General features: G+C 64.5%; 22 protein-coding genes. 14 read left to right on the forward strand and 8 right to left on the reverse strand.

From position 1 onward, the window contains the following. Positions 1–26 precede the first annotated feature (26 nt). Positions 27–722, forward strand: a complete 696-nt coding sequence (locus tag AYX22_RS01005) for an SDR family oxidoreductase (protein ID WP_207595718.1) — start codon at positions 27–29, stop codon at positions 720–722. On the opposite strand, the gene AYX22_RS01010 is transcribed toward AYX22_RS01005, so the two are convergent. Continuing rightward, positions 688–1,854, reverse strand: a complete 1,167-nt coding sequence (locus tag AYX22_RS01010) for a glycosyltransferase family 9 protein (protein ID WP_207595719.1) — start codon at positions 1,852–1,854, stop codon at positions 688–690. The two genes, AYX22_RS01005 and AYX22_RS01010, sit on opposite strands and share 35 nt — an antisense overlap. Before the next feature lie 110 nt (positions 1,855–1,964). Here AYX22_RS01010 and rfaE2 point away from each other — a divergent pair, with 110 nt between their 5' ends. Next, the gene (gene rfaE2 / locus AYX22_RS01015) at positions 1,965–3,515 is read left to right on the forward strand and encodes a D-glycero-beta-D-manno-heptose 1-phosphate adenylyltransferase (protein ID WP_207595720.1); all 1,551 of its coding nucleotides are present in this window, start codon (positions 1,965–1,967) and stop codon (positions 3,513–3,515) included. An 11-nt stretch (positions 3,516–3,526) separates the two neighbouring features. After that, complete coding sequence (locus AYX22_RS01020; RefSeq protein WP_207595721.1) at positions 3,527–4,561, forward strand: NAD-dependent epimerase/dehydratase family protein; 1,035 nt, start codon at positions 3,527–3,529, stop codon at positions 4,559–4,561. 3 nt (positions 4,562–4,564) lie between these two features. Here AYX22_RS01020 and AYX22_RS01025 read toward each other — a convergent pair whose 3' ends face one another. Further along, positions 4,565–5,647 carry an aromatic acid exporter family protein gene (locus AYX22_RS01025; RefSeq protein ID WP_242703472.1) on the reverse strand — a complete coding sequence of 361 codons (1,083 nt, stop codon included), beginning with the start codon at positions 5,645–5,647 and terminating at the stop codon, positions 4,565–4,567. A 184-nt stretch (positions 5,648–5,831) separates the two neighbouring features. On the opposite strand from AYX22_RS01025, the gene AYX22_RS01030 reads away from it, so the two are divergent. From AYX22_RS01030 to AYX22_RS01040, 3 genes are read left to right on the forward strand one after another with little or no spacing between them, the layout of a single operon-like run. After that, positions 5,832–6,764: a hypothetical protein gene (locus AYX22_RS01030; protein WP_207595722.1), complete on the forward strand. Its 933-nt coding sequence runs from the start codon at positions 5,832–5,834 to the stop codon at positions 6,762–6,764. After that, positions 6,761–7,192 carry a phage holin family protein gene (locus tag AYX22_RS01035; RefSeq protein WP_207595723.1) on the forward strand — a complete coding sequence of 144 codons (432 nt, stop codon included), beginning with the start codon at positions 6,761–6,763 and terminating at the stop codon, positions 7,190–7,192. The genes AYX22_RS01030 and AYX22_RS01035 overlap by 4 nt, the downstream gene beginning before the upstream one ends. Further along, entirely contained in the window at positions 7,189–7,785 is a 597-nt protein-coding gene (locus AYX22_RS01040) for a DUF3618 domain-containing protein (RefSeq protein ID WP_207595724.1), read from the forward strand. Before AYX22_RS01035 ends, AYX22_RS01040 begins: the two co-directional genes overlap by 4 nt. A 120-nt stretch (positions 7,786–7,905) precedes the next feature. Here AYX22_RS01040 and AYX22_RS01045 read toward each other — a convergent pair whose 3' ends face one another. From AYX22_RS01045 to AYX22_RS01070, 6 genes are all read right to left on the reverse strand, one after another. Then, positions 7,906–8,505 (reverse strand): hypothetical protein, encoded by a 600-nt coding sequence (locus AYX22_RS01045; RefSeq protein WP_207595725.1) that lies wholly within the window; start codon positions 8,503–8,505, stop codon positions 7,906–7,908. A gap of 71 nt (positions 8,506–8,576) precedes the next feature. After that, positions 8,577–9,212, reverse strand: a complete 636-nt coding sequence (locus tag AYX22_RS01050; RefSeq protein ID WP_207595726.1) for a hypothetical protein — start codon at positions 9,210–9,212, stop codon at positions 8,577–8,579. Continuing rightward, positions 9,199–9,834: an RDD family protein gene (locus AYX22_RS01055; RefSeq protein ID WP_207595727.1), complete on the reverse strand. Its 636-nt coding sequence runs from the start codon at positions 9,832–9,834 to the stop codon at positions 9,199–9,201. The genes AYX22_RS01050 and AYX22_RS01055 overlap by 14 nt, the downstream gene beginning before the upstream one ends. A 46-nt stretch (positions 9,835–9,880) precedes the next feature. Further along, entirely contained in the window at positions 9,881–10,684 is an 804-nt protein-coding gene (locus tag AYX22_RS01060; RefSeq protein WP_207595728.1) for a hypothetical protein, read from the reverse strand. Further along, positions 10,681–11,661 carry a hypothetical protein gene (locus AYX22_RS01065; protein WP_207595729.1) on the reverse strand — a complete coding sequence of 327 codons (981 nt, stop codon included), beginning with the start codon at positions 11,659–11,661 and terminating at the stop codon, positions 10,681–10,683. Before AYX22_RS01065 ends, AYX22_RS01060 begins: the two co-directional genes overlap by 4 nt. 213 nt (positions 11,662–11,874) lie before the next feature. Then, positions 11,875–12,363 carry an inorganic diphosphatase gene (locus AYX22_RS01070; RefSeq protein WP_024818962.1) on the reverse strand — a complete coding sequence of 163 codons (489 nt, stop codon included), beginning with the start codon at positions 12,361–12,363 and terminating at the stop codon, positions 11,875–11,877. 212 nt (positions 12,364–12,575) lie between these two features. Between AYX22_RS01070 and dacB the strand changes: the two genes are divergently transcribed. From dacB to folP, 8 genes are all read left to right on the forward strand, one after another. Continuing rightward, entirely contained in the window at positions 12,576–14,018 is a 1,443-nt protein-coding gene (dacB, locus tag AYX22_RS01075; RefSeq protein WP_207597416.1) for a D-alanyl-D-alanine carboxypeptidase/D-alanyl-D-alanine-endopeptidase, read from the forward strand. A 61-nt stretch (positions 14,019–14,079) separates the two neighbouring features. After that, positions 14,080–15,201 (forward strand): zinc-dependent metalloprotease, encoded by a 1,122-nt coding sequence (locus AYX22_RS01080; protein ID WP_207595730.1) that lies wholly within the window; start codon positions 14,080–14,082, stop codon positions 15,199–15,201. A 119-nt stretch (positions 15,202–15,320) separates the two neighbouring features. Further along, positions 15,321–16,391 carry a tRNA lysidine(34) synthetase TilS gene (tilS, locus tag AYX22_RS01085; protein WP_207597417.1) on the forward strand — a complete coding sequence of 357 codons (1,071 nt, stop codon included), beginning with the start codon at positions 15,321–15,323 and terminating at the stop codon, positions 16,389–16,391. A 31-nt stretch (positions 16,392–16,422) separates the two neighbouring features. Then, a complete protein-coding gene (gene hpt / locus AYX22_RS01090; RefSeq protein WP_011772910.1) occupies positions 16,423–16,974 on the forward strand; it encodes a hypoxanthine phosphoribosyltransferase in 552 nt (183 codons plus the stop codon). A 160-nt stretch (positions 16,975–17,134) separates the two neighbouring features. Next, positions 17,135–17,965, forward strand: a complete 831-nt coding sequence (locus AYX22_RS01095) for a hypothetical protein (RefSeq protein WP_207595731.1) — start codon at positions 17,135–17,137, stop codon at positions 17,963–17,965. Between the two features lie 239 nt (positions 17,966–18,204). Further along, complete coding sequence (ftsH, locus tag AYX22_RS01100; RefSeq protein WP_089593194.1) at positions 18,205–20,274, forward strand: ATP-dependent zinc metalloprotease FtsH; 2,070 nt, start codon at positions 18,205–18,207, stop codon at positions 20,272–20,274. A 10-nt stretch (positions 20,275–20,284) separates the two neighbouring features. Beyond that, complete coding sequence (gene folE, locus AYX22_RS01105) at positions 20,285–20,920, forward strand: GTP cyclohydrolase I FolE (RefSeq protein ID WP_089593195.1); 636 nt, start codon at positions 20,285–20,287, stop codon at positions 20,918–20,920. A 5-nt stretch (positions 20,921–20,925) separates the two neighbouring features. Beyond that, a complete protein-coding gene (gene folP / locus AYX22_RS01110) occupies positions 20,926–21,831 on the forward strand; it encodes a dihydropteroate synthase (protein ID WP_207595732.1) in 906 nt (301 codons plus the stop codon). Positions 21,832–21,837: the final 6 nt, after the last annotated feature.

A 21,837-nucleotide genomic window follows, 5' to 3' on the forward strand; every position in this document is an offset into this window, starting at 1 on the left:
GCAACCGATCAACCGAGAGGAACCGCATGAACACGCAAACACCTGGTCGCGTCATCGTCACTGGAGGCGGCTCCGGCCTTGGCGCTGCGATCGTGGAAGCCATCCGCGACGCCGGTGGCACGCCCTTCGTCTTCGACCGCGATGTAAGCAACGTCTCCGGGGCCAAAGCCCTGGAAGTGGACGTCTCCAACCGGGAAGCAGTGGAAGCCGCCGTCAAGGAGGCCGCCGACACCCTGGGCGGGCTCGATGGCGTGGTGACCGCGGCAGGCATCGACCGCTGCGGCAAGCTGGGCGATGTCCCTGCCGCCGAATGGGAAAAGGTCATTGGGGTGAACCTCCTGGGCACGGTGTCCGTAGTCCGGGCGGCCTTGCCGTACCTCAAGGAATCCCGCGGACGGGCCATCACCATTGCGTCCACGCTGGGTTTGAGGGCACTGCCGGATGCCACTGCCTACTGCGCCTCGAAGTTCGGTGTGATCGGCTTCAGCCGCGCATTGGCTGCCGAAACCGGGGGAGTCATAGGCGTCACCACCATCATCCCGGGCGGTATGAAGACCCACTTCTTCGATGATCGGGATGAGCAGTACAAGCCGCAGGACGATTCCAAACTGAACGATCCCGCCAATGTGGCGCAGGCAGTGGTGTTCGCGCTCTCGCAGCCGTTCGGCAGCGAAGTCCGTGAGCTGCTTATCTGCCCCGCAGAAGAAGGCTCGTGGCCGTAAGGTCCAGCACGTCCTGAACAACGTCGGCCACGGCGATGCCCTCGATGAGGGTGTCGTCGTGGCCGCAGTGCGGTGCCGTCCATCCCACCTGGGTCACGTCCGCTCCGCAGCGCGGGCACTGCGTAGCCCACGACATATGGACGCGGTGCAAGGCCCGCCCTCGAGGGCCCGCATTGAACGCGTTCCCCACCCAATAGATCCCTACCGTCGGGGTCCCCACTGCCTGGGCAAGGTGCCGGGGACCGCTGTCACTGGCGAGCATCACCGTGGCTTCACCCAGGAGTGCCGCCAAGTCTCCGATCTCCAGTTCGCCGGCCACGGAGCGCACGGCCTGCCGCTGGTTCTCCGCCAGTTGCCTGCCCGCGAGCTCGGACACTTCCTGCGTCAGCGCCTTCTCCGAACGGTCGCCCACAATCAACACTTGCGCACCTTCCCGCACTAAGGTTGCCGCCGCTTCAGCAAAATACGATGCCGGCCACCGCCTCCGCGGATCGGTGGCACCCGGATGGAGCACCACCAACGATGTCCGCTGATGGTCCTTGAAACCCGCAATGTTCCGTTGATGTTCCAGCGTCGGGAGCAGGGGAGGGGCGACGATCGACGGAGCGCCGGCCAGGCCTGCGACCTCCAACCAGCGGTCCGGTTCATTCTGGTAGTAGACGTAATCAAGGTTCCGCTCCAGCCGTTCCGCGTCCCGGGTGCGCGTGCCCACGGTATGCCGGGCGCCCAGGCGGAGCAGGAAAGGGTTGGAGAAGCGCCCTCCGCCGTGCATCTGCAACGCGATGTCGAATTTCCTGGCACGCATGGCCTCGAAAAAGGCCTCTTGCGCCGCGACGTCCCCAGCATCATCCTCGAAGCGCTCGCCGTTGCGCGGACCGTCGTGGACGCCCCGCGTCACTGGCAGCATTTGGACGTCGTCTACCGGACCTTCCGTCGCGGCAACCACTGCCGCGTGGATCGGTGTGCCCAGCACGGTGATGGTGGCAGCAGGGTAGGCCTCCTTGAGGGCGTGGAGGGCAGGGAAGGTGTAGATCAGGTCGCCCAAGCCGCCACCCCGGAGGACCGCAATCCGCTTCACGTCGCTGAACATTTCCAGCACGGGACCGACGCCGGGCTTGGGAGGAAGATTCATGAGCAATTCCTTCTTCAGGGTGGCGGAAACTCCCGGGCCGGGCGTGTGAAGCGCCTGCCGCGGGGTACCTGAGGGGAACAGGAAACTGTCGCCCAACCGGAAGGTACCCCATGGCACGCCTATCCAATCAAGAAGGCCTGGCTGACTGGTTGCCAGGCCGCTTGGCCGAGGAACGTCCTGTTGTGACGGTCATCGGCGATTCCATACTGGACGGCTGGTGGGATGGGACCATTGAGCGGTTCTGCCGCGAAGCCCCGGCTCCCGTCGTCCAGGTCCAGCGCCGCGACTTCGCCCCGGGAGGAGCCGCCAACACGGCGATGAACCTCGCTGCGATGGGGGCGGAGGTTCGTTTCATTTCGCTGATCGGAGAGGACCCGGCGGGCCGCACGCTCCTTGACCAGCTCCGCTCGGCAGGGGTGGACGTTTCGCATGTGGTCTCGCACCCCGCGATGACCACCACCACCAAATTCCGGGTGAGCAGTGGCGGGCAGGTCATGCTGCGGCTGGACGACTCGGCAACCGACCTTCCGGCCGAAGGCCTCCGCCACATGGCCGATGCCATTCCCGAAGCACTTCCCGGCTCGTCGGCCGTGGTCCTCTGCGACTACGGGGCGGGTGCTTTGGAAGGAGCTGTGCGCGAGGCCATTCTTGAAAATTTGGGGCCGGGGAGTGAGGGCGGGCAATCCACCCCAGCAGTGGTTCGGCAGGACATCCTGGTGGTAGTGGACGCCCACTATCCCGGACAGTGGGCCGACCTCAAACCTGACCTCGCAACCCCAAACGCCCAGGAAGCGGCCAGATTGCTTGGGACCGAGTTGCCCGGAGGCGCTGCCAGGTGCCCCTTCGTGGAAGCCCACGCAGACCAGCTCCTTCGCGCCTCAGGTGCGGGCGCCGTCGTCGTGACGTTGGACCGGGAGGGCACGCTGACGGTTCGCCCCGGCGGCACCTCCCAGGAGCCGGCCACCCACCGAACGTGGGCGCGGCCCCAGGCGGAAAAACAGGCCTCGGGCGCCGGGGATACCTTCGTGGCCGCGTTGACCATTGCCCGTGCTGCCGGATTGCCGCTGACCACCAGCGTGGATCTGGCCCAGGCTGCAGCAGATGTTGTCGTCCACCGGCCAGGCACCTCCGTCTGCACCACCGACGAACTCGCCAAGCACCTCCGGGGCTTTGCGGATACAGCACTGACGGACGCCGAGTTGGCGCGGCAGGTGGAGGAGCACCGCAGGGAGGGTAAGCGGATTGTGCTCACCAACGGGTGCTTCGATGTCCTTCACCGCGGCCACACCCGATACCTCAACCAGGCCAAGCAGTTGGGTGATGTACTGGTGGTCGCACTGAACAGCGATTCTTCGGTGCGGAAGCTCAAGGGCCCGGACCGGCCGGTCAACCATGAAGCTGACCGTGCGGCAGTCATCGCTGCCCTGAGTTGCGTGGACCATGTCATCGTTTTTGATACCCCCACTCCCATACCGCTTATAGACCTCCTGCAGCCCGACATTTACGCCAAAGGCGGCGACTACACGCCGGAGATGCTCCAGGAAACCGTGGCCGTGGAGCGCTATGGCGGCACCGTGACCATCCTGGACTACGTGGCCGAGCACTCCACAACAGCCGTGCTGGAGCGCATCCGCGCTACGGGCGACGGTCCGCAAACCTAAGGAAGGATGCCATGCGTATTGTGATCACCGGTGCCACCGGGCACGTTGGCACCGAAGTCCTGAAGCGGCTCCAGGCTGCGCGCTCGGAAGAAGGAGCAGACCTTGACCTTGTGGGCATTGTCCGTCGGCAGCCCGACCAGGACGCGCCTCCCTACCAAGGGGTCGAGTGGCACACTGTGGATATCGGCGATCGCAAGGACCAGCCTGCGCTGGAAGCTGCCCTGGCCGGAGCCGACGCCGTGGTGCACCTTGCCTGGTTAATCCAGCCGAACCACAACCGCGAACTGCTTCGCCGGACCAACGTGGCGGGAACGGCCCACGTGTTGGCCGCAGCCCGGAAAGCCGGGGTCGGGCACGTTGTGTGTGCTTCGTCCGTGGGTGCCTATTCACCAGCACCCAAGGGCCAGCGGACCAAGGAGGGTTGGCCGGCGGCGGGTATCCGCACGTCCCACTACAGTGCGGACAAAGCCGCGCAGGAGAGGATCCTGGACAGCTTCGCGAAGGAGAACCCGGAGATCGTGGTGGCCCGTCTTCGTCCTGCGTTGACGTTCAGCGACGGGGCAGGCAGCGAAGTAGGCCGGTACTTCCTGGGCCGGGTGCTGCCGCGGCTGGTTCCCCGCAAGCCCCGGTTGCCGCTGCTGGCTCTTCCCAAGGAACTGGTGTTTCAGGCTGTACACGCCGCCGACGTCGCCGACGCCTATTGGCGCGCGCTGGAGCGCAAGGCCGAAGGTGCCTTCAACATCGCCGCAGAACCCGTGATCGACCCCAACGCCTTGGCGTGGATTTTCAACGCCCGGCGGTTGCTGCCGTTCCCGCTTCCGGTGCTTCGCGCCGCCGTCGAGGTCAGTTGGCGTCTCCGTTTGCAGGCGACGGACGGCGGGTGGGTGGATATGGCAGCCAATGCGCCCATCATGGACACTTCCCGGGCACATGGTCTCCTGGGCTGGTCGCCCAAGCATTCCTCGCTGGAATCACTGGCGGAAATGCTCGACGGGATCGGTGCAGGAAAGGGCCGTAAAGCCTCGCCGCCACTGCATCCGCGCTAGCCCTTACTCGGCCGTCAGCACTACCGTGAGGATCCGGCGGAGACTCATGGCGACGGACGCCGGTGCGTTCACCGGTGCATGATCGGCGGCAGCGCCGGCTACAGCATCGCTGAGGGCAGAGATGCTGTCCTTCGCTGCGGCCAGGCGGTTGGCGAGTTCCCCGGACTCTGCATCCCGCCAGCGATCGATCACTGCGGCTACCGCTTCCAAGGATTCAGCCAGGTTTCCCACTACTGAGTCGGGGATGACCGTCCCTGCACCTTCTTCCCAGATGGCGCTTGCCAGGACATCGGTGATGTCCTGGACGTGGAACGTGAGCCGCTCAAGGGTCCTCAATCCGGCGAGGTCGCCGGGGATCCGGGTTGCCCGACGGCGGGACCTGGGGTTTGCTTTGGCGCTCAGCTCTGCCTGGTGAACGGCAGTCCGCACAGCTGCGGCGGTGAGCGAGAGATCATCGCTTCGGCTGGCCCAAGCCTCGTGGTTGGGCGGCCAGGACTCTTGCATGGCTTCGGCCATGTCCTTAAGTTGACGGGACAATGCTCCCTGGTGTCCGGCGATCGCGGGATCAATGTCGTCAAGGTGCAGGGGTGGAAACACGAGCCAGTTCACGGTGAAGCCGACAGCAACCCCCAACCCCATTTGAAGAACGTAGGCAAACGAGAATCCTTCAGCGTTGGAATCACCCAGCACCAGCACGAACAACGCCGCCATGGGGATCCATTCGGACGCTGTCCCCAGCCGTGGGAGACCGCCAATGAGAACGCCAAGTCCAACCACCAGGGCAACGGCCAAGGCGGTCGGTGCGGCCACGGTGGTGATGGCGAAGGCCATGCCGATGCCCAACACCAGCCCGGCCAGGCTTTGGAGCCCATGTTTGGCGGAGTCGGCAACAGTGGGGTGCATGCTGACCAGGGCGCCCAGGGGCGCGTAGTACGGGTACGCAGCGGCGGAGCCGGGCATGAAGGGCGCGAGGTACCAGGCGAGGCCTGCTGCAGCGGCCGTTTTGGCAGCGAACAGGAGTCGGTGGCGGGTGACAGTTTTTCGAAGCGCGGGAATCAGCCGTCGCCTCGCGGGCAGTTGGCTCATCACCCCAACATTCGCAGGTATGGTCCCGGCTGTCGAGCCGAAAGCGCAGAACGTGAGCAGGGACATCAATTCGTTCGATTGGGTGATTAGAACCCCCGCAAACGGGTACACACCCATTGATAGTAACGATACTTACTATCCCGGCTGCTGTCCGCAGCCTGCCAACTGTGGAAAGAGAGCGATAATGACTGAGAGCAAATCGCCGCAGGACGGAAGCTTCGCGGCGCCAACCACCGGTGCCCATGCAGGCACCGAACCGTTCACGGGAAATTACCTGGATTCAGCCGACGTTGAGACCCAAACGGCTGGTACCACCGGCATCAGTGGTACCCCCACTGGCTCCGGAACAGGCTCCGCCAGTTCCGGCAAGGTGGATACTGCCAAGGAAGAAGCCGCAGGCGTGGCCGGTGCCGTAGGCGACGCCGCCGGCGGAGTTGTAGACACCGCCAAGACCGAAGCCGGGCATGTTGCCCACGAGGTTAAGGTGAATGCCCGCCAACTGCTCACGCAGACCAAGGGCGAGCTGGCCGATCAGGCCCAAGCACAGCAGCAGCGCGTGGCCGAAGGGTTGCGGTCTATCTCGGACGAACTCTCCACCATGGCCAACTCGACTGAAAACGGTGGTGTGGCGACGGACCTGGTCCAGCAGGCAGCCCAGCGTTCCTCCTCTGTTGCCCAGTGGTTGGAAGGCCGGGATCCCGGTTCCCTGTTGGATGAAGTCAAGGGCTTCGCCCGCCGTAAGCCAGGAACGTTCCTGCTGCTGGCTGCAGGAGCCGGCGTCCTCGCCGGCCGTCTGGGCCGGGGCATGGCAGGCAACGCCTCCGACGCAGCCTCAGCAAACGCCACCCCAGCCACTACTGAGACGCCTCGAGCTGTCTACTACCCGACGCAGGGCGGTGCCGTGACTCCTCCCGCCGTGGACCTTCCCGGACCGACGGCCACCACCGCTGGATACGGTTCAGCCACCACCACCGGATACGACGCCGGTACCACCGGTGGCTACGACGGATCCACCCTCCCTTACCCGGAGACTGAAGCCGGCGGAGTTAAGGCCCAGGGCGACCCGCTTGCCGGACCGCTTGATCCCGATGACCCGCAGTACGGAGGACCCCGATGAGCAGTCCCGCCGATCTGCCCCCCACAGAAGCCCACGTGAAGGCGGAAACCCTTCCCCTCGGCGAGATCCTGAGCGACCTGACGCGTGATGTTTCCACGTTGATGCGCCAGGAAGTGGAGCTGGCCAAGGCGGAGCTGAAAGAGTCCGCCACCAAGGCAGGCAAGGGCGCAGGGATGCTGGGCGGAGCTGCATACGCCGGCCACATCACCGTGCTGTTCTTGTCCATTGCTCTTTGGTGGGCCTTGGGCCAGCTTGTTGGACTCGGATGGTCCGCTGTAATTGTCGCGGTCATCTGGGGAATCGTCGCAGCCGTTTTGGCTGCCAAGGGCCGCAAGGAACTGAACACCATCAAGGGCATGCCCCAGACCGCTGAGACGGTCAAAGAAATACCCCCCGCTTTGAAACCGAACACTGAGGAGACACGATGACGCAGAACCCCGACGCCCTGCGCGCCGATATCGAAGAAACTCGCCGGCGGCTCAGTACCAACGTTGACGCCGTGGCTGACAAGGTCACGCCTTCGCACATCGTCAACCGCAGGGTGGACAAGATCAAGACCGCTGTGTTCGGCGCCCGCGACGACGTCAGTGACGCTGCAGGCAACGCTGCCCACCGGGCCGGGGACGCTGTCTCCGGCATGGCCGGCACCGTTTCCGGGGCCGTATCGGACATCGGTGACGCGCCGCAGGCAATCACCCGCAAGGCCCAGGGCAGCCCTATCGCCGCTGGCCTGATCGCGTTCGGAGCAGGCTTGTTGGTGTCCTCGCTGTTCCCGGCCTCTGAAAAGGAGCGCGAAGCAGCCCAGGCCGTCAAGGAAGCAGCCCAGCCACTGACCGATGAGCTGAGCCACGCTGCCCAAGAAGTCGCCGAGCACCTGCGCGAGCCAGCGCAGGACGCAATGCAGAACGTCAAGGACAGCGCCACGGAAGCCGCCGCCAACGTCAAGGACGAAGGCCAGGCAGCAGCCGCCGATGTCCAGGACCGCGCGCAGACGGCCAAGGACAACGTCAGCAACCAGTAAGATCCACCGCTGACCCAACTGAGTCGCAGCAGATGCCCTTTTGAGCTTTCAAAACGGCATCATCTGCGACTCAGTTGGTTTAACGCTGCGTTCCTGGGATGTGTCGGGCTGGGTCTTGGATCAGCGCACTTCCAGGATCATCTGCAGTAAGCGGGCTGCGGCAGGCCGGGCTGCGTGTTCCTCGGACCACTGCGCACGGGCCAGGGCCTTGCTGACGGCCTGCGTGGTGATGCCCAGCTCCTGGGCCACGGCTTTTTGCTGGCCTCGGACGCCCGGTGTGAGCAGGTCAAGGACCCGCCATTCCGCTGCGCTGCGGTGTTGGACGATGTGTCCCAAGAGTCGCAGCACAGCTTCGGCTTCTGAAGCCAACGCGGTCAAAGGTCCGTCCACTGCCACCGGGATCCGCTCTTTGCCGTTGCGCAGCCTGTCGACGGCCCGGCGCGCGTAGACCAGGCCGTGGCCCGACGCGTCCTTCACCAGGTTGGGCAGCGGCTCATTGATGGGTCCGACTCCGATTCCTACATACCATTGGCTGGACCGGAGCGCGATCAAGGCAGTCTCCACGGCCTGGTGGCCCGATTCGACGATGCCCTGCACCTCATCCTCAACCGAGCGGTCAAAGTCGAGCCGCGCAGGAATGTGCCGCAGGTCCTTGAGCAGCTGCGGCACGAGGTCGCCGTCGCGCCGGCTGTCGCGTTGGTTGATAGTGAGAGTGAACATAGTGGATCACATGCTACCGGCTGGTAGACGGTCTGCAAGGGCCAAATTCGCCCATTGTTCAGTCCAGCCGTTCAGTCGAGCGCCGTCCGCCCGGTAAGGACGACGGCGGGCAGCGCACCTGCCGCGGCCCGTGCCGCGCCGGGCGTTCCTGCATCATTCATCGCCCCGTGGATAGCGAGGACCAATGGGGCGGGATCCTGGTTCGAAGCGAAGACCCAGAACGTGTCGCGGGCTTGGAAAACCACGGCACTCCGGCCTCCAGCACCCAGGGAAACCTTCCGGCGTGCCACCAATCGGCGGTCGGGATCGGTGCCGTCGGAGGTGGTCACGGCTTTGATGGTTCCGGGCGTAATGTCGGCCCAGGGAATCACAACGCGGGTGTGTTTCTGCGAGTACTTGGCGACCATCCCGCCGTCGAAGACCAGCAACTTCCGGAAGCTGCCCAGAAGCGTCATGGACCACAGCACTACACCCGTGAGAATGCTGGTCAGCACAAAGAAGGCGGGGTCGTTGAAGTGCCCGGCTTCCCGGGTGGACCGGATGGGGCTGACGAACTCTGCGATGGTCCCAAAAATGAACCCCAGCACGAGGCAAGGGATGAGGACCTTCCAGTAGATGTGCCGGGATGACGCTACGCAGCGGAGCTGTCCCAGGTCGGGGGTGAGCTCGCGCTCAACACGGCGGACCAGCCAGTTACGGCCGTGCATCCGGGCGCTGGCCGTAGAGGTTGGGCAGGTGCTGCCGATCGGCCGCAGCGGCTTGTTCGGCGGCGGGGACCTTGGGGTCCGGAACCGGTGCCTGGCCCTGCGCAATGCCGGAGCGGCGGTCGATGGCGGCGAACTTCGGATCCCAGGTGTCGTCTCCGCCACCACTGATGGCGGAAGCGATGAGCATCACCACGAAGAACGGAAAGAAGGACCAGGAGATGGCGCGCCATCCGCCCAGCCAGGCGCCCGCCGTCGTGCCGTTCTTGATCCGCACCGAGCGCATGCCCGCAGCGGCGTCGCCTACGCTGCCCACGGTTCCCCAGATCATTCCGTAGACCAACAGGCCCACGAACCACAGGACAACGTAGAGGGTCAGCCACAAACCGTCGTTGTAACCGAGGGCCGAGCCGCTGTTCATCATGGACTCACGGACCACCGCGGCAATCGCGGCCAGGATCACGTAGCCCACCAGGAAGACGACGGCATCCAGGACGCGACCCCAGAAGTGGGCACTACCCGAAGCCTTGACGAAGTATGCGCCGGTGTCAGGATGGCGGCGAACGGGGCGGCCGTTGACAGGATCAAGCAGCCCAGTGAGGGTGGTGGACTTGGAAGTGCTCATGAGGGACTTTCAGCTCGACGGCGGTGTGCGGCTTGGGTGCGGAACGTCAGGCCAGTCCGGCCAGTCCGCCCAGGACGCGGGCCAACGATGCCGCAGAGGTTTCCTGCAGCTCGAACGTTACTGATTCCGCCCGCTCCGGGCCGGATTCTGGCGAGCCCTCCACGCGCGGGGTGAGAACGTGGACGCCGGACGGACCGGTGTACACGGTGACAGTGGGGAATTCGTTGGTATTGGAATTGAAGGCCACTACGTTGCTTGCGGCCTGGGTGTCGGCCAAGGCGGTAGCGGCGTGTGCCTCGAACTGGGCTTCAGTGTAAAGGGCAGGCTCAGTATCGCGGGCGGCAGCCTGCTGGGGGTCGACGAATTCGGCCAAACGCGGAACCAGTTGGTCACGGGTGACCACGGTGAAGCCGTGCAAGCCGCTTTCGTCTACTTCCTCGAGCAGAACACCTTCGTCGTGAAGGTAGCCGTAGAGCCAACGTTTGCCGGTGGACACAGTGCGTTCCACAGAGACAACGCTGCTGCCGCTGCGGCGCAGGGTGAGGGCGCCGGTGATTTCTTCCGTGGCGTGCAGGCGGGAGGGCTCGGTCTCGCCCTCGAAGACCACCGGATACACGAGTTCCTTGGCGAGCAGGCCGCGCAAGGCGATGGCGCACATCAGTTCCTTGCTGGCGTCCTGGGCCGAAAGCCACGGCAGCGCCACCAGCTGTTCGTGCTGAACGCCGTCCAGGGCTACAACTTCTTCATCGGTCAGCGTAGGCAAGGGCGCACCGACGGCGCTGGCCGTGGCCAGGACCTTGGCTGCGGCCTCGATGTCCCTCTGGGTCCATTTCATGGTGCTGGTGGTCATCCGAATATCCCTCCGACAAAGTTTCCGACTGACTTGGCGGCGTCACTGACCCCGTCTGCCACCTTACTGCCTGCGTCCTTGACGAAGCCCGCCACCTCCTTGGCACCGTCGGCGATGTAACTGCCAGGGTTGCGTGCGAAGTTGCTGATGGAGTCCCAGTTGTCGGCTACGAGGTTGCCCAGCGCCCACGCGCCGGCGACGATGCCCGCACCGATCACGATCGGAGCACCGATCGGCCCCAGCAAGGCGGCCCCGCCCGCCGTCATGAGCATGATGCTGCCAACGCCACCCACCACGGACAGGCCGCCGGCAACGCGGTCGCCGGTGCCGCGCCAGCCATCGTGCTCGGGGTTGATCATGTCGCTGATGCCGCCCACGATGTTCAGCGGTGCCGCCAGTGCCCCGGCCACACGGAGGCCCTTGGAGAACTTGCTGGCATCCTGGAACGCCTGGCTGTAAGGGATGTTGGCTTTGAGGTCGGTGAGGACGTCAGTGACTTTCTCGCCGTTCCTCAGCGCGGTCATGGCGTCGCGGACAACCGTTCCGCCGGCCCGCCAGTTGGTCAGGACCTCGCGGGTCTTCACCCATTCCGTGTTGCCCAGCTTGAGGTATTTGTAGGCCGTCCACAGCGGGGCTGCCAAACCCTTGACGCCCATCGCGGTGTCATAGACGTCCTTGAGGACACCCACCGACGAGCCCGAGCCATCATTGTGGCTGGCGAACTCCTGCTGGTTGGCGTGCTTCTTCAGCTGGCTGGCATTCTCGCGCAGCATGGTGGCGGCCTTGACCAGGCTCTGCCGGTGCTGGGAGTTCCAATCGCCCTTGAACACCGTAGCGTCCCGGCCCTGCCACGCTGTTGTGGAATTGATGGCGTTGGACAACTGCGTGCTTTGCAGGCTGATGGCGTCGGCAGCTTTGCCCATCACGCCGGCCAGACTGCGAAGCTGCGTGATGTCCGCGCCGTAGAACCCAGCCATATGAACCCCCTGTGTAAGGCATCGAAAAGTCTCGTCCCAGCCTAAGCGGACCCGGGAGCTACCGCGATGGGGAGACATGCCCATGTGTACAGTCCGGGCAAAAGACGTTAAAGAACGACGGCGGCTGGTGCGGTTCGCAGGGAACCGCACCAGCCGCCGTCGAGCATCACGTGCAAGTACGCGACGCGGAAGCGTAACGCGAAGGACTAAGCCCTAGTGTGCTGCCGGAACGTAGCGCTTGATGGAAGCTTCCAGCTCGGCTTCGGCAGCGGCGCGGTCGCCCCAGCCCTCGGCCTTGACCCACTTGCCGGGCTCCAGGTCCTTGTAGCGCGTGAAGAAGTGCTCGATTTCCTTGATCAGGAATTCGCTGACGTCGCTGACTTCCTGGATGTGGTCGAAGCGTGCGTCAACGGGGACGCAGAGGACCTTGGCGTCTCCGCCGCCGTCGTCGGTCATGTTGAAGACGCCGATGGGGCGGGATTCAACGATGACGCCCGGGTGGAGGTCGAAGTCCTGCAGGAGCACCAGTGCGTCCAGCGGATCGCCGTCTTCGCCCAGGGTGTTCTCGAAGAAACCGTAGTGCGTGGGGTACTGCATGGAGGTGAAAAGGACGCGGTCCAGGCGGACACGGCCGGTTTCGTGGTCAACTTCGTACTTGACGCGCGATCCCTTGGGGATCTCGATGGTCACGTCGTGCTTCATGGAATGCTCCTTGACGGGTGTGGGTGGGGCGTTGCTCCGCCGAAGCGGCCGTCACGGGTGACGGTGCCTCAGGCAGGCTGCTCAGCCCGGGGCTGGCGGCAGGCAAAAGGACAGCCGGTGCCGCCGACTACTATTGAGGATATAGCGAGAGGCCCGGGTTTCTTGAACCGGCGGGGACATTTCAGGACTGACAGGACCAAGCAACTTCCATGATGGGCGTTAAAAACGGGGATACCCGCTGGGTATCTGCGGCGTGGGGGCGCTTGAAATGGCCGTTGCTGTTGGCCGGAGTCCTGCTGTGCCTCGGTGCCGTGGTGGTGGCCGGTATGGTGCCGGGCCTGCTGACCATGCCCAAGCCGTCGCCGTCGGTTCCCGCTTGGCACCAGGAGCCGGACCGCTTGGCTGACGTCAGCGGAGTGCTTCCCCTGGACGCCAATGCCCCCGTTCCCATGCCCGCTGAGGTTGCCCGGCAGCTTGACGCCACCCTGAAACCGGCCGGCGGGGGCAGTATCAGTGGCATGGTGATGGACGCGTCCACCGGCAAGGTCCTCTTTGACCGTGACGCCAACGCCAACCGGATCCCGGCCTCCAATATGAAGTTGCTGACCGCCGTGGCTGCGTTGAAAGCCCTCGGTCCGGAGGCGCGTTTTACCACCCGGGTGCTCGCAGCCGAGGATCCCTCCACCGTGGTGCTGACCGGCGGAGGGGACGTACTGCTGGGTGCTTCAGCATCGGATCCGTCGGCGGTTCTTGGACGCGCCGGTCTGGCTTCGCTGGCCTCGGATACTGCGGCGGCTTTGGCTGCGGCAGGCGTCAAGGGACCTGTCACCGTGCGAGTGGACGATTCACTCTTCGCCGGCGCACCCCTTAACCCTGCGTGGAGCCTGGACGACGTCGCCGCCGGCGAGACAGCACCGTTGTTTTCCCTCGCGTTGAACTCAGGCCGCTATGCTCCGGATGTCGTGACCGGTCCGCGCCCCCAGGATTCCGCCGTCACCAGCGCCGAGGCGTTCGCCGAGAAGTTGGCGGCTGCCGGCGTTGAGGTGGGTCCCGGCGTCGAACGCGGCAAAGGCCTCCCCGCCAAGGTGCTGGCGGCCGCCGAATCGGCCACAGTCAGCGATCAGGTGGACCTCATGCTTGAGTCCTCGGACAACTTCCTCGCCGAGGCGCTGGGGCGGATGACCGCCTTGGCTTCCGGTCAAAAGGCCACGTACGACGGCGCCACCGCGGCCGTGCGCCAACGGTTGGGGGAGCTGGGGATCGCCGCCGGTTCGATGCAATTGGCCGACGTCTCCGGACTGGCCTTGGAAAACCAGGTCAGTGCCCGCCAGTTTGCCGAGGTGGTCCGTGCCATCACCAGCGGACCGGACCTCTCCCTGCGCACCGCGCTGGACGGGTTCCCGGTGGCCGGCCTGACCGGAACCCTGGATGACAGATATGTGGACGCCTCTACCGCGGAGGGCGCCGGGCTGGTCCGGGCCAAGACGGGGACGCTCAATACGGTGATCGCCCTGAGTGGTTACGTGGTCGACGCCGACGGGCGGTTGTTGGTGTTCTCCTTCATCGGCAACGACCTTGAACCGGGGGCTGCTGCCAACAAGGTGGCCATGGACCGGTCGGCGTCGGTGTTGGCCTCGTGCGGTTGCCGGGGCTGAATGCTCCGCGTGGAGCGAACTTAAGAGCCCGCTGTCAGTCTCGTGTGGTGTGATGGTCCGTATGGTGTCATCTGCCCGCGATTCGTCAGCAGGGGCCCCGTCCCTGATCAATTGGGACCTGGCCGCCTCTACGGCTGCCCGGCTTGCCCCTCCCGGTCCGGAGCTTAGCGCCGGGGAGATTGGCAAGGCGGTGGAGAACCTGCGCTTCAACGCGGACATCTCCGTCCCGCACGTCCACGACATCACCGGGTTGGACGCTGCCCGGGATCTGCGTGACTCGCACGTCCTGGTGGTGGACCGCGCTTCCTGGTCCAAGGCCAACACGCAGAGCTTCGCGGTGATGCTCCAACCCGCGTTGAAAACGATGCTGGACAGCCGCAGCGGAGTGTCCATGACCCCAGCCGCAGCCGCAGCCAGCGGTGCCATCACCGGCACCCAGCTTGGCGCTGTGCTGGCCTTCCTTTCCAGCAAGGTCCTTGGCCAGTACGATCCCTTTGCTGCCCTGGCCCCTGAATCCAACGTTCCGCCCGGCGGCCGGCTCCTGCTCGTAGCGCCGAACATCATCTCCGTGGAGCGCGAACTCAACGTCCACCCGGACGACTTCCGCCTCTGGGTCTGCCTGCATGAACAAACACACCGCGTGCAATTCGCTGCCGCGCCGTGGCTCCGGCACCACATGCTCGACGAAATCGAGAAGCTCAGCGGCAACCTCCTGGGCAACATGGACTCCCTGGTGGAGCGCGCTGGTGCGGTGGCCAAGTCCCTGCGTGACCGCACTCCCTCAGACAAGACTCCGGGCCGCGGCGCCATCCTGGACCTCCTCCAGAACCCTGAGGAGAAGGCGTCCCTGTCCCACATCACGGCCGTCATGAGCCTCCTCGAGGGTCACGCCAACGTGGTGATGGACGCTGTGGATTCGAGCATCGTTCCTTCGGTGAAGACCATCCGCCAGCGCTTCAACGAGCGCGGCAAGGACCGCGGGGTAGTGGAGAAGTTCATCCGCAACCTCCTCGGCCTGGACGCCAAGATGCGCCAGTACACCGATGGCGCCAAGTTCGTCCGCGAAGTCGTAGCCGTGGCAGGCATGGACGGCTTCAACAGGGTGTGGGAATCTGCCGACTTCCTCCCCACCGAAGAAGAGATCCACAACTCCAAGCTGTGGCTTGAGCGGATGGGCCTTTGAGCATTCCTTCCGGTTCCGCCGCCGCTGGCTCCGGCGTCGATTCCGCTGCCGGTCGCGGCGGTAAGGGTCGACGGCGGCCCGGGCGCCTTGCGCCGGTGGTCGGCAAGGCGCGGAAACAGTTGCAGAACGCCTTGGCCTCCGCGGGTCATCCCCAGCGGGTGCTCGTAGCCTGCAGCGGTGGGCCGGATTCGTTGGCTTTGGCAGCCATAGCCGCGTACTTCGGCCGGCGTGGCCACGTCGATGGACATCCGGTAACGGTTGCCGGTGTGGTGGTGGATCATCAGCTGCAGCCGGGCTCTGCAGAGGTCGCCTCCCGGACTGCCGCGGTGTTGCGCGAGCTGGGTCTGTCTCCGGTGGAGGTGCGCACTGTGGAAGTCGCGGCCACTGGGTTCGGCCCTGAGGCCGCGGCCAGGGATGCCCGCCATGCTGCGTTGGAATCTGCTGCCGCGGACCTGGCGTGTGATGTGATCCTTCTTGGCCACACCCTGGACGACCAAGCCGAGCAGGTGTTGCTGGGCTTGGCCCGTGGTTCAGGGACTCGGTCTTTGGCGGGGATGAGGCCTGCCCGCGGTCGCCTTCTCCGCCCTTTCCTGGGCCTTCGCCGAGCCGAGACCCTGGAAATTTGCGAGGTCGAGGAACTTTCGCCTTGGCACGATCCCAGCAACGCCGACCCTTCCTTTGCCCGGTCCCGGACCCGCGTGGAAGTCATGCCTGTCCTGGAAGAGAAGCTGGGGCCGGGGGTCGCCGAGTCGCTTGCCCGGACCGCCGCAATACTGCAGCAGGATGCCGATTTCCTCGAAGATCTGGCCAACGAGACCTATCTCTCACTTGTCCAGCGTGAAGACGGCGGGGCATGGCTTCCGGAAGACGCCGTACGTGAGCTGCCCGCAGCGCTGAGGTTCCGGGTCATCGCGAAGGCTGCCGCCGACGTCGGGGGTCAACAACCTGGCTACGGACGGCTCCAAGCCGCGGAAGCGCTGCTGCGGCGACAAGGGTCGGCCGGACCCGTGGAGCTTCCCGGCCACGTCAGTGTTTACCGGTTGTCCCTGAGCGATTTGGAGCAGGAGCGTTCGGTTTCCGCCGGTGCTCCGGCTGCCAGTAGTCCGCGCGATTCGGCCGGCGCCGGTCCCCGCGAAGCCGCGCGCTGTGGGAAGCTAGTATTCCGGCATCAGAAACCGTCCCAACAGTAGCCGCACCCGAGCATCAAAACAGGAGCCATTGGTGGATTCAAACGACGTCCAGGCAGATCTCAAGCACGTTCTTTACACCAAAGAGCAGATCCAAACGCGCATCGCGGAACTCGCAGCGCAGATCGACAAGGACTACGAGGGCCGCGACATCTTGATCGTCGGTGTCCTCAAGGGTGCGGTCATGGTCATGGCTGACCTGGCGCGCGCTCTGCACAGCCACGTCAGCATGGACTGGATGGCTGTCTCGTCTTACGGTTCCGGTACCCAGTCTTCCGGCGTGGTCCGGATCCTCAAGGACCTTGACACCGACCTCATGGGCAAGGATGTCCTGATTGTTGAGGACATCATCGATTCCGGACTGACCCTTTCCTGGCTCAAGTCCAACCTCGAATCCCGTGGCACGGCCAGCGTCGAGATCTGCACGGCCTTCCGCAAGCCGACCGCCGCCAAGGTGGAGATCGACGTCAAGTACGTTGGCTACGACATCCCCAACGAGTTCGTGGTGGGCTACGGCCTCGACTACGCCGAAAAGTACCGCAACCTGGACTTCGTGGGCACCTTGGCCCCACACGTTTACGAGTAAATCCCTCGTCGCCTTCCGCCGCATCACGTTCCGCCAACGTATCTGTCATCTCAGGATGCGTTTGGGCCGGGCGGGTGCGGCGTTCGCGTTAACGGCTTCATTCGTTGGGCGGCCGCATTCAAGGGGTGCCCTGGGGGAGCCCCCGGAGCTACACTGAACCATGACCGGTGCCCCTGCCCGTCTCCTGGCATGGCTCGTCGTCTTGTCGACGTTTCTCACGGCCTGCACTCCTGCGGTAGATGTCAACGGGACAGCTGCCGCCCAGTCCAGTGCGGCCGCGTCGGCCCCGCCAATCGCCGGTGACGTCGCAACTCATGCGCCCGCCACCGTCGCCACACTGCCCCCTGCGCCTGCTCCGCCTCCCGCGCCTGCACCTCCACCGCCGGTACCCCAGGCTTTCGCGCTGAACCTCTACCAAGAGGGTGACTTCGTGCCGCAGTACACGTTTGATTGGTGCGTAGCCGCCAGCATCCAGATGGCACACAACCTCATTGACGATACGGGCGGCGCGTCTTGGGCAGCCCCCGCACAGCAAAGCGAGCTGTGGGAGATGGCCCGCGCCCGGTCATCGAATTCATTCAACGGTGCCAACCCCCGGGGTTGGGCGCAGGTGTTGACTGAGGTTGGTATGGGCCCGTACTCGGTGGTCAGCGTCGCGACCTACGAGGACACGCTGCAGACGGCGGCGCGTGCCATAGCGGAAACTGGCCGGCCAGTGGGGTTGGTCATGTGGAGCGGCCGGCATGCTTGGGTGATGAGCGGCTTTGAGTCCATGGGTGATCCCGCGCAGTTCCCGGAGTTTCAAATAACGGGGATTCGCGTCCTGGATCCGCTTTATCCCCACGGCAGCGGGCAGTGGGGTCCCTCTCCGGAGCCCAACAGCCTGCTTACTCCGGAGCAGTTGGCCACACAGTTTGTGGTCCGTGAACCCCGGCGCTGGAGTACGGACCTGCCCGCTGGTTATTTGCTGGTGCTTCCGGTCGCAGCCTGACCAAGCAGCATCGAGACCACTCGGAAGCAACCAAGGTGGTGCACTGCCCACCAAGCGTAAATCCCTGTCCCATCGCCCTCGAGGCGAGTATCCTGTGTACGCCCAGAGGGAACTTTTGGACTTTCCGGTGCGTGAATTACTGGGAACGGTGTATAGCTTGAAACTGAAGCAGCACCACTCGCGCGCAGAAGTTGCGCCTTGCAGCACTACCAGGAGGGACGGGGCAAAACCCCGATCAGATGAAAGCTAAGAGTTTCTTCAAGGGCCCGGGCATCTGGATTGTTGTCGTCGTTGGCTTGCTCCTGGTGGCATTCGCAACACTGGCTCCGGGCGGTTCAACGCGCATTGACACCAAGGAAGGCCTGGAGCTCCTTTCCCAAAGCGGGAAGGTTGAGCAGGCCAAGATCTTCGACGCCGAAAACCGCGTTGACCTGGTGCTCAAGGACAACCTGAACCTGGACGGCCAGGACAAGGGCAAGAACGTTCAGTTCTTCTACGTCACGGATCGTGGTCCGGATGTGGTGAAGGCAGTCACCAACGCCAACCCGGAAAAGGGCTTCACGGACCAGCCGATCGAGAACAACTGGTTCTCCGGCCTGTTCTCGCTGCTCATCCCGGTGCTGCTCCTCGGTGTGCTGTTCTGGTTCCTGCTTTCCCGTATGCAGGGCGGCGGCTCCAAGGTGATGCAGTTCGGCAAGTCCAAGGCCAAGCTGGTCAACAAGGACATGCCGCAGGTGACCTTCTCCGACGTAGCCGGTGCTGACGAAGCTGTGGAAGAGCTCCAGGAAATCAAGGAGTTCCTCCAGGAACCGGCCAAGTTCCAGGCTGTTGGCGCCAAGATCCCCAAGGGTGTGCTGCTTTACGGCCCTCCAGGTACCGGTAAGACGCTGCTTGCCCGCGCTGTTGCAGGCGAAGCCGGCGTTCCCTTCTTCTCCATCTCCGGCTCGGACTTTGTTGAAATGTTCGTCGGCGTTGGTGCTTCCCGCGTCCGTGACTTGTTTGAGCAGGCCAAGGCCAGCTCTCCGGCCATCATCTTCGTTGATGAGATCGACGCCGTTGGTCGTCACCGTGGTGCCGGCATCGGCGGCGGCAACGACGAACGTGAGCAGACGCTGAACCAGCTCCTCGTGGAGATGGACGGCTTCGACGTCAAGACCAACGTCATCCTCATCGCTGCCACCAACCGCCCGGACGTCCTGGACCCCGCGTTGCTGCGCCCGGGCCGCTTCGACCGGCAGATCACCGTGGAAGCCCCGGATATGATCGGCCGCGAGCAGATCCTGAACGTTCACGCCAAGGGCAAGCCCATGGCGCAGGGCATCGACCTCAAGGCTGTTGCCAAGAAGACCCCGGGTTACACGGGCGCCGACCTGGCCAACGTCCTGAACGAGGCCGCACTTCTGACCGCGCGTTCCAACGCCAACCTGATTGACGACCGCGCACTGGATGAGGCAATCGACCGTGTCATGGCCGGCCCGCAGAAGCGCAGCCGGGTCATGAAGGAACTCGAACGCAAGATCACCGCGTATCACGAAGGTGGGCACGCTTTGGTTGCCGCTGCCCTTCGTAATTCGGCACCGGTCACCAAGATCACCATCCTTCCCCGTGGCCGCGCACTCGGCTACACCATGGTGATTCCTGAGGACGACAAGTACTCGATCACCCGTAACGAACTGCTGGACCAGATGGCCTACGCCATGGGTGGCCGCGTTGCTGAGGAAATCGTGTTCCACGACCCCTCCACCGGTGCTTCCAATGACATCGAGAAGGCAACCTCCACAGCCCGCAAGATGGTCACGCAGTACGGCATGAGCGAACGCGTTGGCGCTGTGAAGCTGGGCCAGGGCGGCGGCGAGCCGTTCCTCGGCCGCGACGCCGCACAGGAACGCAATTTCTCCGACCAGATCGCCTACGTGGTGGACGAAGAAGTGCGTCGACTCATCGACCAGGCGCACGACGAGGCCTATGCCATCCTCACGGAAAACCGGGACGTCCTGGACCGTCTGGCACTGGAACTCCTTGAACGGGAAACCTTGAACCAGGCTGAGATTGCCGAGATCTTCCATGACATCCGGAAGCGTGATTTCCGTGAGATCTGGCTGTCCAAGGAATCCCGTCCGGTCCAGTCCATCCCGCCCGTGGAAAGCCGGGCAGAAAAGGCTGAACGCGAAGCCCAGGAGGAAGCCAAGCAGGCGCGTCTGGACGAACCCCTGGACGTCGTCGCTCCGCACGCGCAGGGGGTCAGCAGCCAGGACTCCTTCCAGGCACCGCGACCAGACGGCGGCAACGACTCCACGCATCACGGCTAAGCTATCTGCCGTGACTCATTTCGACGACGACGACGACCTCGCCGCCGCCCACGGCTCCGCCGCGGGCTCCAAGCACGCCCATAAAGTAGACCGTCCGCGCATTGAAGCGGCGGTCCGCGAGATCCTCTTGGCTATTGGTGAAGACCCTGACCGTGGCGGCCTCCAGGACACGCCCAAGCGCGTGGCCAAGGCGTACGCCGAGGTTTTTGCCGGGCTCCACCAGCATCCGGCGGATGTCCTTTCCACCACGTTCGACCTCGATCATGAAGAGCTCGTCCTGGTGAAGGACATTCCGTTCTATTCGACCTGCGAGCACCACCTGGTGCCGTTCCACGGAGTGGCGCATGTCGGTTACATCCCGTCACATGACGGGAAGGTGACAGGCCTCAGCAAGCTGGCGCGGTTGGTCGACATCTACGCGCGCCGGCCGCAGGTGCAGGAGCGCCTCACGACGCAGATCGTTGAGGCGTTGGTGAAGCACCTCAACCCGCGTGGTGCCATTGTGGTCGTCGAATGTGAACACATGTGTATGTCCATGCGCGGCATCCGCAAGCCCGGCGCGAAGACCGTCACCAGTGCGGTGCGCGGTCAGCTCCATGACCCGGCCACCCGCGCCGAGGCCATGAGCCTCATACTCGGAAGGTAATCTCTATGGACTCCCTCGCTGCAGCACCCGGAACCGGCCCGGCCACAAGCCCGTTGCCGGTTCTCCGTAAGCCGCGGCCCGCGGCCAGGTTCGAGGACCTGCCGACGGACCGCACGCTCGTCATGGGAATCCTCAATGTCACCCCGGATTCCTTCAGTGACGGCGGCACCCACCGGACGCCGGACACGGCTATCGCGCTTGGTTTGCGCATGTTTTACGCCGGCGCGGACATTATCGACGTCGGTGGCGAGTCCACGCGCTCTGGCGCCGAGCCGGTTTCCCCGGAAGAAGAACAGCGCCGTGTCATTCCGGTGATTCAGGCGTTGGTCAAGGCTGGCGCGCTGGTCAGCATCGACACGATGCACACGTCCACGGCCGCCGCGGCAGTGGAGGCTGGTGCGGCCATCATCAACGATGTTTCCGGCCTCACCATCGAGCCCGGTATGCCGGAGCTCGTAGCCCGGACCAAGGTCCCGTACATCCTTACGCACCGCCGCGGCGATGCCATGACCATGGACAGCCTGACGGACTACCACAACGTGACCCAGGACGTGGTGGCTGAACTCAGCGGCGTCCGCGACAAGTTGTACGCAGCGGGCGTTGCCCCGGAGCAGATCATCATTGATCCCGGAGTCGGTTTCTCCAAGAACGAGGACCAGAACTGGGAAATCCTCAAGAACCTTGATCAGCTCTTCGGGTTGGGCCACAAGGTGATGGTGGCTGCTTCCCGCAAGCGGTTCCTCGGTTCGCTGCTCACTGTTGCGGGCAAGTCGGCTGCTCCGCTGGAACGCGACGCCGCCACCGCTGCAATCACCGCTTTGAGCGCCGCCAAGGGCGCCTGGGCTGTCCGCGTCCACGACGTCGGACCCAGCCTTGACGCCGTCAAGGTCGCCGCCCGCATCGCACGCTGATAGGAA

Origin of the sequence: Arthrobacter sp. D5-1, from assembly GCF_017357425.1 — a bacterium.
In the GTDB taxonomy this organism is placed as follows: Bacteria; Actinomycetota; Actinomycetes; order Actinomycetales; family Micrococcaceae; genus Arthrobacter.

Bases quoted from the DNA above. Each gene is read 5' to 3' on its own strand.
- AYX22_RS01005 (WP_207595718.1), top strand. From the start codon at position 27: ATGAACACGCAAACACCTGGTCGCGTCATCGTCACTGGAGGCGGCTCC.
- AYX22_RS01010 (WP_207595719.1), bottom strand. From the start codon at position 1,854: ATGAATCTTCCTCCCAAGCCCGGCGTCGGTCCCGTGCTGGAAATGTTC.
- rfaE2 (WP_207595720.1), top strand. From the start codon at position 1,965: ATGGCACGCCTATCCAATCAAGAAGGCCTGGCTGACTGGTTGCCAGGC.
- AYX22_RS01020 (WP_207595721.1), top strand. From the start codon at position 3,527: ATGCGTATTGTGATCACCGGTGCCACCGGGCACGTTGGCACCGAAGTC.
- AYX22_RS01025 (WP_242703472.1), bottom strand. From the start codon at position 5,647: ATGAGCCAACTGCCCGCGAGGCGACGGCTGATTCCCGCGCTTCGAAAA.
- AYX22_RS01030 (WP_207595722.1), top strand. From the start codon at position 5,832: ATGACTGAGAGCAAATCGCCGCAGGACGGAAGCTTCGCGGCGCCAACC.
- AYX22_RS01035 (WP_207595723.1), top strand. From the start codon at position 6,761: ATGAGCAGTCCCGCCGATCTGCCCCCCACAGAAGCCCACGTGAAGGCG.
- AYX22_RS01040 (WP_207595724.1), top strand. From the start codon at position 7,189: ATGACGCAGAACCCCGACGCCCTGCGCGCCGATATCGAAGAAACTCGC.
- AYX22_RS01045 (WP_207595725.1), bottom strand. From the start codon at position 8,505: ATGTTCACTCTCACTATCAACCAACGCGACAGCCGGCGCGACGGCGAC.
- AYX22_RS01050 (WP_207595726.1), bottom strand. From the start codon at position 9,212: ATGCACGGCCGTAACTGGCTGGTCCGCCGTGTTGAGCGCGAGCTCACC.
- AYX22_RS01055 (WP_207595727.1), bottom strand. From the start codon at position 9,834: ATGAGCACTTCCAAGTCCACCACCCTCACTGGGCTGCTTGATCCTGTC.
- AYX22_RS01060 (WP_207595728.1), bottom strand. From the start codon at position 10,684: ATGACCACCAGCACCATGAAATGGACCCAGAGGGACATCGAGGCCGCA.
- AYX22_RS01065 (WP_207595729.1), bottom strand. From the start codon at position 11,661: ATGGCTGGGTTCTACGGCGCGGACATCACGCAGCTTCGCAGTCTGGCC.
- AYX22_RS01070 (WP_024818962.1), bottom strand. From the start codon at position 12,363: ATGAAGCACGACGTGACCATCGAGATCCCCAAGGGATCGCGCGTCAAG.
- dacB (WP_207597416.1), top strand. From the start codon at position 12,576: ATGGGCGTTAAAAACGGGGATACCCGCTGGGTATCTGCGGCGTGGGGG.
- AYX22_RS01080 (WP_207595730.1), top strand. From the start codon at position 14,080: ATGGTGTCATCTGCCCGCGATTCGTCAGCAGGGGCCCCGTCCCTGATC.
- AYX22_RS01095 (WP_207595731.1), top strand. From the start codon at position 17,135: ATGACCGGTGCCCCTGCCCGTCTCCTGGCATGGCTCGTCGTCTTGTCG.
- ftsH (WP_089593194.1), top strand. From the start codon at position 18,205: ATGAAAGCTAAGAGTTTCTTCAAGGGCCCGGGCATCTGGATTGTTGTC.
- folP (WP_207595732.1), top strand. From the start codon at position 20,926: ATGGACTCCCTCGCTGCAGCACCCGGAACCGGCCCGGCCACAAGCCCG.